This is a genomic window from Brucella sp. LJL56 (assembly GCF_054871705.1).
The window spans coordinates 485615-499913 of the sequence record NZ_JBTXLQ010000001.1 but is presented as its reverse complement, the minus strand read 5'-3'; the positions used below and the strand labels follow the sequence as shown (position 1 = coordinate 499913).

The following is a 14299-nucleotide window of genomic DNA, read 5'->3' as shown; positions in this document are numbered from 1 at the left end:
AGCAAGATGATGCTCACATCACCCAGCCATGAGATAGAGCCCGCTGAGGGCAGCAAAGCCACCAGCCATCCGCATCACGATTTGCCCGGTACGCCCCTTCAGCATATGGCCCGCGGCAAGGCCTACACCGATGCCAGCAGTGTGGAGCAATGCCGTCGCAAGCGCAAAACCGGCACCATAGGAAAGAAACGCGGCGCTACCGATCTCACCGCCATGAGCATAGCCATGGAAGAAGGCGAAGAAGCCGACGATAAGCGCGGCGGTCAGGGTCGATGAGTGGAACGCCATGGCGACGAAGAGGCCAAGCACAATCACGGATGCGAGGATGACCGGTTCGACATAGGGAAGTGACACTCCGCTGAGTGCTGCCACGAATCCGAGGAGCATTACGCCCACAAAGCTAACCGGAACGGCGACGAGCGCACGTCCGCCAAGCATTGACGCCCAAAGGCCAACAGCAACCATAGCAAGGATGTGGTCGGCACCAGACAGGGGATGGGAGAACCCTGCAGCAAACGAACCATGTTCTGCGGGGTTGAGATGCGCGAATGCAGGGCTTGCCATCACTGAAAACAGGGCGGCGGCAAGAATAAGTGTCCTTTTCATTTTCGCTTCCTTTCAACAATAATGGTTACACTCAGAAGGAGCCAAACATTGATCCCAGCACGAAAACCGCCACGAGCGATATGATCACACCGACGATTACGGTCATGACCATGTCAAAATAGCTCGATGCATGGGTCTGCTTGCTGATCTGGAGGAGTAGAAGCACCGTACCGTTGTGCGGCAGAGCATCCAGCGTTCCGGCACTAATGACTGTCAAACGGTGCATCAGTTCGGGATTGATCCCGTACTGGATCGCCAGCCGCATATATTCCTCGCCAAGCGCATTGAGCGCGATGGCCATGCCGCCGGATGCAGTTCCGGTGAGGGCTGCCAGCGCGTTCATGGCGACAACCAGCGAAACAAGCGGCCCGCCCGGCACTTCAAGCACCGCATCACGAACCACCGCAAAGGCAGGCATGGCGGCCACGACAGCACCAAAACCGACAAGGCTTGCTATGGTGAGGATCGGCAGGACCGAGGAGTTTGCCCCGGCGTCGAGGCTTTCTCTAATTGCCCGCAGTCGCCCGAAATTCACCGCTATCAATGTCAGAATGGCCGTCGCCAGCGCAATGAGAACCGCCCACAGGCCAATGGATGAGCCGACATCGATCCCCCAGGGCTGCTGTTCCAGAAACGAGAAATCGATACGGGGCAGAATGATGAGCGCCATCAGGAAGTTGACGACGATGACGACAAGCAGAGGCAGAACGGCAAAGAAGAACGGCGGCTGGTTGTCAGTGCGTGCGCCGTGTTCGAGTTCTGCCGGATCAAAGTCACCCGAGAGCGTCGATTGTTCTCTGACTTTCTCCGTAATTTCAAGATCGCCAGTGTCATCGACATAGTTTTCCCCGGCAGCACGCGCCTTGGCTTCGGCCCGCTGCAGCCACCACATGCCGAAAGCCAGCGTAATGATGGATGCGATGATCCCCAGTCCCGGCGCTGCAAAGGTGGTGGTTTCGAAATAGGGCATCGGAATGGCATTGTTCGTTGAGGGTGTGCCCGGCATTGCAGACATAGTGAAGGTGAAGGCACCGAGCCCGATCGCAGCCGGCATCAGTCGCGCAGGTATGTTGGCCGCCTTGAACATCTCACGTGCCATCGGCACAAGAACGAAGAAGGCAACAAATACGCTGACCCCACCATAGGTGACGACTGCCGATGCCAACACGACGGAAAGCATTGTGCGTTTTACGCCCAGTCTCTCGGTCAGGTATCGCGCAATAGCGGTGATGGAACCACTGTCATCCATCAACTTGCCAAAAATGCCACCGAGTAGAAAAAGTGGAAACCATCGGGCGACGAAACTTGCCGTTCCGCCCATGAAAGTTGATGTCCAGTTTGCCAGAAGAGGCTCGCCGGAAATAAGCGCAGCGAGCAATGCGGCGACAGGAGAAAGCAGAAGCACACTCCAGCCGCGATAGGCAAACCACATGAGCAGAGCTAGTCCGAGCAGTATTCCAAGCAACCCCATGCTATCTGACCCCTCAGTCGATGTTGGAAAGAATGCGTCCGGAATTTGTCGATGAAACTACTTTAGATGAAACATTTCAAGCACTATAATAAAATATGACGTCGTTTAGATGAGAAGACTTCCTAAGTCCCAGAAAGGGTGTCTATACTGCAATCTGTTCAATTCAGCGGTTTGACGTGTCGTTATCCTTATGTAACGCGGGGTAAAAACCCACTCGGTTTTTTCATCATTTTGTTATCCCGGCAATTGTTTTCTGGGCCGTTTGATAAGTAAAAAGGACCAGCATGCCGGAGATCGTTGCAATGCAATCCATCATGGTCAATCTCGGCCTGGCTCTTCTGCTTGGTTCCACGATCGGTCTTGAACGTCAGATAAAACAACGTCATTCCGGCCTTGCTACGCATGGCCTTGTGGCGCTGGGTGCCGCAGCTTACGCTTCGCTGCCCCACGCTCTTGGCCTTGAAGGCGATCTTAGAATGGGCTCGCAGGTCGTTACGGGGATAGGTTTTCTCGGCGCCGGGCTGATTATCAAAGATGGCGCGAGTATAAAGGGACTGAGTACCGCTGCCACAGTCTGGAGTACTGGAGCGGTAGGCGTCCTGACTGGTTATGGATTGTGGATTCTCGCTGTTGAAACAGCGTTTTTCATAGTCTGTCTGAACATTTCCCTACCAAGAATTGCGGTGCTTGTGAACCGTTACTCCTTTGTCGAACCCGAAACCGAGCAGTTCTATCTCGTGAAGTTCCGATGTCTTGCGGAAAGCGAAATTTCTGTGAGAGCGGTGCTGATCCAGACGCTCGATTTGAAGAAGCTCCGCTTCCAGGCGATCCGAAGCCATCACATAGAAGGAAGCGACGAAGTCGAGATCGAGGCGACGCTCTTCGCCGGCAAGGAAGATGATCGAATGGTCGAAGGGTTGGTGGCGCAACTGAGTCTGCGTTCAGGGATCACTTCTACGAGTTGGTTGAAACTTGAAGATGGTGATTGGTCGATAGCCCACTAATTTTATAGCCTGCAGACTGTACTATTGTATCGAAACATGCTCATCTTGCTTATTCGCAGTAACGCAGCCCTTTTAACATTGAGGGGTCCACAATGGACGTTCAGCAACTGCAGCGACTGGAACGCAAGACTGTCGAACAGAGGAAATGGAAAGGTTTTCTCGGGCTCGGCGTTCTTCTGATAGCGGGCGGAGTACTCTGCCTGTTCTTGCCGGTATTCTCAGAGTTTGCAGCCAGCACGATGTTTGGCCTTGTGCTCGTGGCTATTGGGGTCGTCAAGATAATTCAGTCGCTTTGGGTCAAGAGTTGGGCAGGCTTCGTCTGGCAGGAATTATCCGGGGCCGTGGAGCTTGTTGGCGGGATCATGATCTATCTGAACCCGTTGAAAGGTGCGCTCGCCATCACTCTATTGATTGCCATCGTGGTGTTTGTCCATGGTTTTCTTCAGCTCGCGCTGTCCTGGAAAATCAGACCGGCAAGCGGCTGGTGGTGGTTTACTCTTTCCGGCCTGATCGCCTGGACTGCCAGCTTGGCTCTGGTGTTGAAATGGCCCCTTTTTACCTATGACTTGCCATCAGGATCAATCGCAGGAATCGCGCTGCTGATCGCTGGTGTCGCCTATATCGGAATAGCCCTGAGTACCCGAAATGCGTGAGTGATCGGTCGATGCCCGACCGGAGGGAGGACGCGCAATTGAAGAAGACTCTCGTTCGTCGTTTTGTGAATGCTGCCCTTGTATTGATGCTTTCGTCCTTGCTTTTGCAGCCAGGCTTGGCCCAGCAGGCTCCAGCCGGCGCGGCACCCCCTGTGATCGTGCGAAAAGTGGAGATGGCCGCTGCAACTGCGCCGCTCCGTTTCAACGGGCAGGTCGAGGCGATTGAAGCCGTCGATATTCAGGCACGGATTACAGGCTTCCTGAAGGAAAAGACCTTCGAACAGGGAGCTGCGGTCAAGGCAGGCGATCTCCTCTTTGAAATCGAACCGGATCAGATGCGGGCGGCGGTCATGTCCGCCGAAGCACAGGTGGCACGCGCCGAAGCCGCCCAGAACGCAGCACGGCAATCACTGTCGCGGACGCGGACTCTCGCCAATCGCAATACTGCTTCGCAAGCCTCTCTTGACGAAGCGCAGGCTGCTTTCGATATCGCCACGGCAGATGTCCAGAATGCGGAGGCCGCGCTCAACAATGCCAGGCTCAATCTCTCCTATACGCAGGTCAGATCGCCGATTGACGGCACGATAGGTCGCTCGCTTTTCACAGTCGGCAATCTCGTCGGTCCGAGTGCGGGACCGCTTGCACGGATCGTACAGCTCGATCCTGTACGGGTGGTATTCTCTATCACTGACCGTGCTCTGATTGGTATTCGTCAGAAGGAGGCCGGAGGGGGGACTGTCAATCCCGAGAGCTTCAAGCTGACCCTGATGCTGGCCAATGGCACACAATATGGCGAACGCGGGAACATCCAGTTCATCGACAATGAAGTAAGCGCGCAGACCGGCACTGTGGCGGTGCGCGCGCTCTTCCCCAATCCCAACCATATTCTGGTTCCGGGCCAGATCGTTGCCGTCAATCTGCTTGATGAAACGGTCGGCGAGCTGCCGGTCATTCCCATGTCCTCAGTGCTGCAGGACCGTCAGGGAAAATATGTCTATGTTCTCAACGAAGGCAATACGGTCTCCCGGCGTCCAATCACGACGGGTTCGCGTGTCGGCAATGACTGGCCGGTGACCGATGGCCTCAAGGCTGGCGAAACAATCGTCATCGAGGGCTTGCAGAGAATCGCCGACGGCCAGGCCGTATCTCCGCGCGATCCGATCCCCGGCAGTGCAGGGGTGGGGCAATGATATCTGAAATCTTTATACGGCGAACCCGTCTCGCCATCGTCATCTCGATCATTATCTCCATCGCCGGTGCGATTGCGATCTTTTCATTGCCAATCCAGCAATATCCGCAGATTACGCCGCCAACAGTAAATGTATCGGCGTTCTATCCCGGTGCGAGTGCTGAGGTGATTGCCGACGTTGTCGGTGGTCCGCTGGAAACTGCAATCAACGGCGTCGATGGCATGATGTATATGTCATCCACGAGTTCCAATGCCGGGCAGTATTCGCTATCCGTCACCTTCGAAGTTGGCACCGATCCTGAACTTGCGCAGGTCAACGTCCAGAATCGGGCGCAACTGGCGATTTCCCGGCTGCCCGCCGCTGTGGCGCAGCAGGGTGTGTCGGTCCGTTCCCGTTCGCCCGATTTTGTGTTGGGAATTGCATTCTATTCGCCGGACGACAGCCTGAACGCGCTTGAGATTACCAATTTTACGACCACGACGATTGTCGATGCAATTTCGCGCGTACCTGGCGTCGGCGAGGCGAGCGTTGTTGGCGCATCTGAATATTCGATGCGTGTCTGGCTCAATCCGCAAAGAATGGATGCGCTGGGCATAACCGTCGACGAGGTTTCGGCCGCGATCCAGCGTCAGAATATCCAGGCGACGCTTGGCCAGGCAGGCGCGCCTCCCATGCGGGTAGGCACTGAACTTCAATATACGCTGGTGGCTCAGGGGCGGCTTCGTGACACCGATGAATTTGGAGGCATCGTCATCCGCACCGGAACAGACGGTGCAAAAGTGTTTCTGCGCGACATCGCTCGTCTGGAACTTGGCGCGCGCAACTATGCATCGAGAGCAAGTTTTGCCGGTCATGAATCGGCGATGCTGCAGATCAACCAGTCGCCCGATGCCAATGCGATCCAGACCGCAACTGCAGTGCAGGCTGAACTTGAACGCCTGTCGTCCAGATTTCCTGCGGGATTGCAATATCACGTCGTCTATGATGCGACACGGTTCGTGGAGGCCAGTCTTCAACTGACGGCGCGAACATTGTTCGAAGCTTTCGTCATCGTGCTTGCCGTCACATTCATTTTTCTCCAGGACTGGCGGGCAACGCTTATTTCAGCGCTCGCCATTCCTGCCTCGATGCTGGGTGCAGTGGCGGTGCTGCTGGCTGTTGGCTATTCGCTGAACATGATTTCCCTGCTGGCTCTGGTGCTCGCCATCGGACTTGTCGTGGACGACGCAATTCTGGTCGTGGAAAACGTCAAGCATGTGCTTGATGACACGCCTGATATCACGGTCGTTGAAGCCACGCGCAAGGCGATGCAACAGATCACCGGGCCAATCATTTCAACAACTCTCGTTCTGCTGGCGGTGGTCACGCCCACGGCTTTTCTGGAAGGCATCGCCGGACAGCTCTATCGACAATTCGCAGTCACGATTTCGTCGGCTCTAGTCCTCTCTTCATTCGTCGCTCTGACGCTCAGTCCCGCACTTGCAGCGCTTTTGCTGAAGCGCGGCCAGGGTGGCTACCGGCGCGGCCCTCTGGCCTGGTTTTCAAGTTTCATGGAGAAAACCCGCGAAGGCTACGGCAAGATCGTCGGATTTCTTGTGAAGTACTGGATAGTACCGGTTGCTGGCATCATCGCTTGTTTTGCGGCGGCCTATCTTGTCTTCGTCAATCTTCCTGCGACTTTCCTGCCCGACGAGGATCAGGGAGCGCTCTTTGTCGATATACAACTGCCAAGCGCCGCGTCGCTCGACCGTACGAACCTGATCGTCGAGAATGTGCGAAAGGTGCTTAGTGAAACCAAGGGCGTTCAGGACGTCATAACTGTTGCCGGGTTCAGCATCCTGCAGTCAACCAGCACGCCCAATGGCGCCATGGCTGTTGCTGCTCTTACACCTTGGGAAGACCGCGAGACGGAGGCGCTGCAACTCAATAGTATCATCAGCACCTTGCGCGCGCAGTTCTCGCAGGTGCCGGGCGCAAATGTCTCGGTTTTCGCTCCACCCGCAATTGCTGGCATCGGTGCGGTCGGCGGTCTCGATTTCCGGTTGCAAGCCTTGCAGGGGCAGCCCCCGCAGGAAATAGCGCAGGTGACGAGCGCCATGCTCGGTTACTTCAATCGGCGACCGGAGATCGGCGGAGCTGCGACGACGTTCAATGCGAATGTGCCGCAGATCTATGTCGACGTCGACCGTTCCCGTGCCGAAGCCCTTGGCCTCAGTGTTTCGGATGTTTATGCGGCTATCGGCGCGAATTTCGGTTCGCGTTATGTCAATGATTTCACGCTGAACGGTCGCGTGTTTCAGGTCAATCTTCAGGCCGATTCCGATTTCCGTGCGCATAGCGAAGATATCCTCAAACTCCACGTCAGGAACCGCAATGGAACCATGGTCCCATTGCGTAGCGTGGTGTCGCTAACAACGGTATTGGCACCGTTTGTGATAACCCGGTACAATCTCTCGGTTTCGGCGCAGGTCAATGCGGTTCCGGCTCCGGGCGCCAGTAGTGGCCAGGCCATGGCGGCCATGGAGCAGGTTGTTTCGGAAGCTCTCCCCGATGGCTATGGCTATGAGTGGTCAGGTCTTTCTTTTCAGGAAAGCAGGAGCAGCGGTCAGGAGGCAATCGTCTTTGCGCTTGCCTTCCTCTTTGCCTATCTCTTCCTTGTTGCCCAATATGAGAGCTGGGCCTTGCCGGCGGTCGTTATCCTGTCGCTTGGTGCCGCGCTGCTCGGGGCAGTTGCTGCTCTCACATTCTTTGGACTGCAGAACAGCCTCTACGTTCAGATCGCGATGGTGTTGCTGATCGGGCTGGCGGCAAAAAATGCCATCCTTATCGTTGAGTTCGCCAAGGAAAAACGCGAGAGCGGTCTGACGGCTGCAGAGGCGGCCCGAACCGGAGCCGAGCAGCGTTTCCGGGCGGTCATGATGACGGCTGTTTCCTTCATCCTTGGCATCCTTCCTCTTATTCTGTCTTCCGGTGCGGGTGCCGGTGCTCGTCAGGCCGTCGGTGTGACGATTTTCGGCGGGATGGTTGCCGCCACTACGATTGGGTTGCTTCTCACACCTGGTCTCTATTTCGTCATTCAGCGCATGACCGAACGTCTGGGTAGACGAGCCGAGGAGAAAAAGGACGCAGCTTCTGAAACTGTGCAGGAGTAAGGGCCACTTGGCCTTCGATCCATTATCTGATGCTGGGAACCGTAATGACTGAGACAAAATCACAGAGCATTGACCGGCGCGATTTCATGCTTGCGTCGATTGCAACGGCCGGTTCCGCAGCGCTTGCAACAGGGCAGGCGCAGGCTCAAACAGCCGATTCAAAACCAGAGCCCGGCAACAAAGGCTCGGGGACGGTGTATACCGGCGATGTCATCGACGGTAAGCCAGTGATCTCCTCCCTCGATATTTCCGATCTGGAAGCGAGCAAGAGGCACAATTTTTATTTCCAGGGCGTGCAGATGCCGACGGGCCAGTATTGGCATGTCTCGGTCACGGTGATGAAAGGCAAATCCCCAGGCAAACGGCTTGGATTGATCAGTGGTGTGCACGGTGACGAAATGAGCCCGGTGCACACATTGCAGACAATCGTGAACCAGCTCGACCCGCAAAAAATGTCCGGTTCTGTGGTGGCCGTTTTCGATGTGTCGCGCCCTGCGCTTGAGGCGATGGCAAGGCGATGGCCCAGTTCAGGACGAGGGGTAGACCTCGTTGATATCAACCGGCTGTTTCCGGGGAACGAGAACGCGCCGGAAGCGGCAGCGCGACATGCCGGGCTGGTGTTCAATCGCTTGTTGCGCCCCAATCTCGATTACGCGATCGATTTTCATACTGCGGCTACCGGTATGGATATGACTGCATTCCATCTGGCACGAATGGATCAGCCGGAAGTGCGGGCGATGGCTGAACTTTATCCCATCGATCAGATTTTCGACAATTTCGGCGAACACGGCCTTCTCCCAAACGCGCTGATCGACGCTGGTATCCCGGCCTTTACGCCGGAAATAGGCCAGCCGCGCATTTTTGATTACGCGAAGATTGCTCTCTTCGTCGAAGGCACGATGAACGTTCTCAAGCATCACAAGATCATAGAGGGCGAATTAGGAAGAACCGGTAAGGACTCCGGTGTCTTCATTGCCGATGGAGCTGCCCCGGTTATTACGACGCGTGGCGGCTTCGTAGAACTTCACGTTGAACTGAATGAAGAGGTGCAGGCCGGGCAGAAAGTGGCTACTCAGAGAAATACATTCGGCGAGGTCGTAGCCGAATATTCTGCGCCCGTGGGAGGGAGGGTTGGTGCAAGGCGAACGGATGCCACATGCGAGCCGGGCATGCCAATCGTCTTCCTCTTATTTGATAGCGCAACTGCGACCGGAACCGGCGGTCTGGCCGAATAGGCGCTACCAAACCTGCAACAGATGAAAGTATGAACATGAAAGTCAGGCATTTCTTACAGATGGCGCTGGTCGCCGCGAGCTTCGGCATTCCCTATGGCGCGAGCGCTCAGGACAAGACCGAATCGGAAAAGAATCTCGCTGCTTTCCCGGCAGCGCCTGCCGGCTCCTATCGTTATGTCATCCATCTACCGCCGCTTGAGAAAGAACAGGATGCCAAAGTTGAAATTATTGCAGGCCGCAATACCACCGTGGACTGCAATATCAGTTGGTTCGGCGGAAGTTTAACCCCGAGCACCATTGAGGGCTGGGGGTTCGATTATTTCACTCTCACGGCCAGCGACCGTATGTCAGGCACGTTGATGGCTTGTCCACCGGATAGCAAGCGGACTGCATTCGTGCCGGTTCGGGGCGAGAATTTCATGCTCCGCTACAACAGTCGGCTTCCGATTGTCATCTATGCGAAAGATGGCCTCGAAATCCGTTATAGAATCTGGAGGCCGTCTGACGAAACGCACAATGCGCAGCGCGGATAGAAAGCTGCGGCGCTCGATTGATGGGCGTTGATAATGTGGGATGATTTCTTATTGTATTTGTTCCAAATCAATGAACTCTGTGTCTGATCCGCTAATTTCCAACCGAAAGATATGCTCGCAATTATTCGCTGAGCAGGCGCAGGTTGGACGTGAAAATAGCATTATTGGGCCGTGTGGTTGCTCCGAGTTATCGATTTCAGGAGCAGAGTTTTCCAAGCGTCAGCCAGCCATTTTCCTTTTTGTTCGAAATTATCAGAACCATCGCATTGGCAGCGATGGTTCTGGTTCTTTGCTGGCAGACCACGGCATCCGCCGCTGATCTGGAAAAATACCTTCCCAAGGTTGAGGCAAGTGCGCTTTTCAAAGACGCCGACGCTATAGGCGCGCCACAAGGCGAGCCGCCAATCGCGCCACTCATGAAGCGTGGCGAAGTGGTCGGTTATGCTTATCTGAATTCAGATTTCACCAGTTCCATCGGTTATTCCGGCAAGCCGATCCATATCGTCGTCGGCATTGATACCAAAGGTGTCATACGCGGCATAAAACTGGTCGACCACAAAGAGCCGATCGTATTGATCGGCATTCCCGAAGCCAAGGTTGTGTCAGCGCTGAACTCGCTGGTCGACAGCGACATGAGCGCTGTTGCCGCTGGTCAGAGCAAGCCACCGCAGGTGGAAATCGTCAGCGGCGCCACTGTCACGGTGCTCGTCATGGGAGATAGCGTCGTTCGCTCGGCCGTTGGGCTTATCCGTAGTGGACGGCTCGGCAATGCGCCTGTGCAGGCCGTCACAGCCAATGTGCAGCGCGCCGTCGATTTACAGCTCCGTGATGAACAGGACTGGCAGACGCTGATCGGCGACGGCTCGGTTCGCAGCCTGAAACTGTCGGTTGGCGATGTCACACAGGCATTCCGTGATGCAAAGCATGATCGCGCCGCCGAAAATCCCGAAACAGCCAATCCCGAAGATGAGTTCATCGAGCTTTACGTTGCGCCGGTTTCCGTGCCGACGATCGGCATTAGTCTGCTTGGCAAGGATGGCTTCGAGCGTCTGCAAAAGCGGCTGAAGCCGGGGCATCAGGCGATCCTGGTCGCGGGCGACGGAGCCTATTCCTTCAAGGGGTCCGGTTATGTGCGCGGTGGCATCTTTGACCGCATCGAATTGATGCAGGACGGGCAGGGCGTACGCTTCCGCGACAAGAACCATACCCGTATCGGCGACATCATGGCTGACGGTGCGCCGCGCCTGCGCGAGATTGCCCTGTTCCAGGTGCCGGACGGGTTTGCCTTCGACGTGACGGAACCGTGGGATCTGCAGCTTTTGGTACAGCGTGGCTTCGGGGCGCGGGACAAAGCCAATATCAGCTATGATCTTGGCTACAGTTTGCCGGAAAAATATCTGGTGAAGCTGCCGGAACCTGCTCCAGCGCAATCCGCACCAACTGCCGATGCGCCGCGTCAGCCGCAGCCGGTCGGCGAAGCAAATGCCGCCGATATTCTGGGCGAGGGTAATCCGCTCTGGGTCCGGATGTGGGAGATGAATCGTGTCAATGTGATCATCACTGCTTTCGCCATCACGGTTCTCGTCGGCATCTTCTTCTTCCAGAACAGTCTGGTCAGGCATCCGCGCTTCTTCACTTGGCTGCGGCGTAGCTATCTTCTGTTCATTCTCGTCTGGCTTGGCTTCTACAACAATGCGCAATTGTCGGTCGTCAACGTCCTGACCTTCATCAACTCCCTGATTACCGGCTTCAACTGGGAATTCTTCCTGACATCGCCGCTGATCTTCATTTTGTGGGCGTCGGTGGCGGCGGGGCTGTTGTTCTGGGGGCGCGGGCCTTTCTGCGGCTGGTTATGCCCGTTTGGCGCCCTGCAGGAGCTTACCAACAATCTTGCCCAATGGCTGAAGGTACCGCAAGTCAAGTTGCCATGGGGACTGCACGAACGCCTCTGGCCGCTCAAATATATAATTTTCCTCGGCCTGTTTGGTTTGTCGCTCTACTCCGTGGCGCTGGCTGAAGTTTTCGCCGAGGTCGAACCGTTCAAGACTTCGATCATTCTCAAATTCGCTCGTGAGTGGCCGTTCGTTATCTATGCCCTGACACTTTTGAGCATCGGCCTGTTCATAGAGCGCTTCTATTGCCGCTATCTGTGCCCGCTCGGTGCCGCACTCGCCATTCCCGGACGCATCCGCATGTTCGAATGGCTGAAGCGTTGGCCGGAATGTGGCTCGCCTTGCCATCGATGTGCCAAGGAGTGCCCGGTTGAGGCGATCCATCCCGAGGGCCAGATCAATGTCAATGAATGCATCTACTGCATGCATTGTCAGGAACTCTATCACGACGACCAGCGCTGCCCGCACATGATCCAGGTGCGTGTGAAGCGCGAAAAATTCGCAGCCCGCAATGCCCCCCTTGCTGCGGCTGCCGAACGTGGCGGTGGACCGGCCAGACCCGTCATCTCAGTCAAAGGAAAACCGGTTGAAGGCGCTGCCGATACCGGTCCCGCTGCCTGACTTTTCTAAAGGAGAGAAGCATGTCTGAAGAAACCAAGAAAACGCAGCTCAGTCGAAGACAACTGCTCGGTACGTCGGCCTTTGTGGCCGCCGCCGGTGCAAGCGGTCTTGGTGGGGCGCTGTTTGCAGGTTCAACCGAACCAGCGATGGCTGCTGCCGGTGGGACTGGCCACAGTGCAGAGGTGAAGCCCGGAGAACTGGACGAATATTACGTCTTCTTTTCCAGCGGGCAGTGCGGTGAAGTCCGTATTGTCGGCCTGCCGTCGATGCGCGAACTGATGCGCATTCCCGTGTTCAATCGCGATAGCGCGACCGGCTGGGGCCAGACAAACGAAAGCCTGAAGGTGCTGACCGAAGGCCTTCTGCCGCAGGATCAAGAGTTCCTGAAAGATCGTGGCGGCATATTCCTCAACGGCGACTTGCACCATCCGCATCCGTCCTTCACGGATGGTACCTATGACGGGCGTTATCTCTATGCCAACGACAAGGCCAATACGCGTGTCTGCCGCATTCGTCTGGACGTGATGAAATGCGACAAGATCATTCAGTTGCCGAACCAGCACACGGTGCACGGTTTGCGTGTCCAGAAATATCCGAAAACCGGATATGTTTTCTGCAATGGTGAAGATCGCGCGCCGATCCCGAATGACGGCAGCAATCTTAACGATACCAAACAATATCATGCAATCTTCACGGCCGTTGACGGCGAGACCATGAAGGTTGCCTGGCAGATCATGGTTGACGGCAATCTCGACAACGTGGATTGCGATTATCAGGGCAAATATGCCTTTGCCACCTGCTACAATTCGGAGGAAGGCACGACGCTCGCCGAAATGATGTCGAGTGAGCAGGACTGGATCGTCATCTTCAACCTGAAACGTATCGAAGAGGCCGTTGCCAAGGGTGATTTCAAGGAAATCAATGGCGTACCTGTCATCGATGGTCGTCACGGTTCCAAATATACCCGTTACATTCCTGTGCCGAACAGCCCGCATGGCATCAACACCGCGCCAGACGGCATCCATGTGGTCGCCAACGGCAAGCTGTCGCCGACCGTTACGGTGTTCGACGTCCGCAAGTTCGATGAGCTTTTCGACGATAAGATCCAGCCCCGCGATGCGGTGGTTGCGGAACCGGAACTCGGACTTGGACCATTGCATACGGCTTACGACGGCAAGGGCAACGCCTATACGACGCTCTTCATCGACAGCCAGATCTGCAAATGGAACATTGAGGACGCCAAGCGTGCGTTCAAGGGCGAGAAAGTCGATCCGATCCGGCAGAAGCTCGATGTGCATTATCAGCCGGGTCACAACCACACGTCCATGGGCCAGACCAAGGACGCCGATGGTCAGTGGCTGATCTCGCTCAACAAGTTCTCCAAGGACCGCTATCTCAATGTCGGGCCGCTCAAACCCGAAAATGACCAGCTCATCGACATTTCCGGTGAGAAGATGGCGATTGTCCATGACGGGCCAAGTTTTGCCGAACCGCACGATGCAACGATCGTTCATCGCTCGAAGATCAATCCCGTCAACTTCTGGAGCCGCGAGGACCCGTTCTTTGCGGATGCTGTCACTCAGGCCAAAGCCGATGGCCTCGACCTGATGGACGCCAATGAGGTGATCCGGGATGGCAACAAGGTACGCGTTTACATGACGTCCGCCGCGCCAGCCTTCGGTCTCACCGAGTTCACCGTGCAGCAGGGCGATGAGGTGACGGTGTATGTCACCAATATCGATGAAATCGAAGACCTTACTCACGGCTTCGCCATCATCAACTACGGCGTCAACATGGAGATTGCACCGCAGGCAACGGCGTCCGTCACCTTCACGGCCAATAAGCCAGGTGTGTGGTGGTATTACTGCTCGTGGTTCTGCCACGCCATGCACATGGAAATGAAGGGCCGGATGCTCGTGGAACCGAAGAAGGCCTGACTGCC

At 55.9% G+C, this 14299-nt stretch carries 10 protein-coding genes; 8 read left to right on the top strand and 2 right to left on the bottom strand.

From position 1 onward, the window contains the following. Positions 1-18: 18 nt before the first annotated feature. Entirely contained in the window at positions 19-606 is a 588-nt protein-coding gene (locus ACYSN1_RS02425) for a HupE/UreJ family protein (protein WP_461724256.1), read from the bottom strand. A gap of 31 nt (positions 607-637) precedes the next feature. Continuing rightward, on the bottom strand, positions 638-2077 hold the full coding sequence (locus ACYSN1_RS02420; protein ID WP_461724255.1) for a GntP family permease: 1440 nt from the start codon (positions 2075-2077) through the stop codon (positions 638-640). A 284-nt stretch (positions 2078-2361) separates the two neighbouring features. Between ACYSN1_RS02420 and ACYSN1_RS02415 the strand changes: the two genes are divergently transcribed. The 8 genes from ACYSN1_RS02415 (at position 2362) to nosZ (ending at position 14294) form a co-directional block, all read left to right on the top strand. Beyond that, a complete protein-coding gene (locus tag ACYSN1_RS02415; protein WP_140019702.1) occupies positions 2362-3081 on the top strand; it encodes an MgtC/SapB family protein in 720 nt (239 codons plus the stop codon). Positions 3082-3173: 92 nt separating this feature from the next. Further along, the gene (locus ACYSN1_RS02410) at positions 3174-3734 is read left to right on the top strand and encodes an HdeD family acid-resistance protein (protein WP_461724254.1); all 561 of its coding nucleotides are present in this window, start codon (positions 3174-3176) and stop codon (positions 3732-3734) included. A gap of 38 nt (positions 3735-3772) precedes the next feature. Further along, positions 3773-4924, top strand: a complete 1152-nt coding sequence (locus tag ACYSN1_RS02405) for an efflux RND transporter periplasmic adaptor subunit (RefSeq protein ID WP_461724253.1) — start codon at positions 3773-3775, stop codon at positions 4922-4924. After that, positions 4921-8076 carry an efflux RND transporter permease subunit gene (locus ACYSN1_RS02400; protein ID WP_461724252.1) on the top strand — a complete coding sequence of 1052 codons (3156 nt, stop codon included), beginning with the start codon at positions 4921-4923 and terminating at the stop codon, positions 8074-8076. The genes ACYSN1_RS02405 and ACYSN1_RS02400 overlap by 4 nt, the downstream gene beginning before the upstream one ends. Before the next feature lie 44 nt (positions 8077-8120). Beyond that, on the top strand, positions 8121-9311 hold the full coding sequence (locus ACYSN1_RS02395) for a M14 family metallopeptidase (protein WP_461724251.1): 1191 nt from the start codon (positions 8121-8123) through the stop codon (positions 9309-9311). A 35-nt stretch (positions 9312-9346) separates the two neighbouring features. Next, a complete protein-coding gene (gene eco / locus ACYSN1_RS02390; RefSeq protein ID WP_461724250.1) occupies positions 9347-9844 on the top strand; it encodes a serine protease inhibitor ecotin in 498 nt (165 codons plus the stop codon). Positions 9845-10119: 275 nt separating this feature from the next. After that, on the top strand, positions 10120-12357 hold the full coding sequence (locus ACYSN1_RS02385) for a 4Fe-4S binding protein (RefSeq protein ID WP_461725255.1): 2238 nt from the start codon (positions 10120-10122) through the stop codon (positions 12355-12357). Between the two features lie 20 nt (positions 12358-12377). Then, positions 12378-14294 carry a TAT-dependent nitrous-oxide reductase gene (gene nosZ, locus ACYSN1_RS02380; protein WP_461724249.1) on the top strand — a complete coding sequence of 639 codons (1917 nt, stop codon included), beginning with the start codon at positions 12378-12380 and terminating at the stop codon, positions 14292-14294. Positions 14295-14299 lie beyond the last annotated feature (5 nt).

Coding starts and splice junctions, on each gene's coding strand:
- ACYSN1_RS02425 (WP_461724256.1), bottom strand. CDS start 606: ATGAAAAGGACACTTATTCTTGCCGCCGCCCTGTTTTCAGTGATGGCA.
- nosZ (WP_461724249.1), top strand. CDS start 12,378: ATGTCTGAAGAAACCAAGAAAACGCAGCTCAGTCGAAGACAACTGCTC.
- ACYSN1_RS02410 (WP_461724254.1), top strand. CDS start 3,174: ATGGACGTTCAGCAACTGCAGCGACTGGAACGCAAGACTGTCGAACAG.
- ACYSN1_RS02420 (WP_461724255.1), bottom strand. CDS start 2,077: ATGGGGTTGCTTGGAATACTGCTCGGACTAGCTCTGCTCATGTGGTTT.
- ACYSN1_RS02385 (WP_461725255.1), top strand. CDS start 10,120: ATGGTTCTGGTTCTTTGCTGGCAGACCACGGCATCCGCCGCTGATCTG.
- ACYSN1_RS02415 (WP_140019702.1), top strand. CDS start 2,362: ATGCCGGAGATCGTTGCAATGCAATCCATCATGGTCAATCTCGGCCTG.
- eco (WP_461724250.1), top strand. CDS start 9,347: ATGAAAGTCAGGCATTTCTTACAGATGGCGCTGGTCGCCGCGAGCTTC.
- ACYSN1_RS02395 (WP_461724251.1), top strand. CDS start 8,121: ATGACTGAGACAAAATCACAGAGCATTGACCGGCGCGATTTCATGCTT.
- ACYSN1_RS02400 (WP_461724252.1), top strand. CDS start 4,921: ATGATATCTGAAATCTTTATACGGCGAACCCGTCTCGCCATCGTCATC.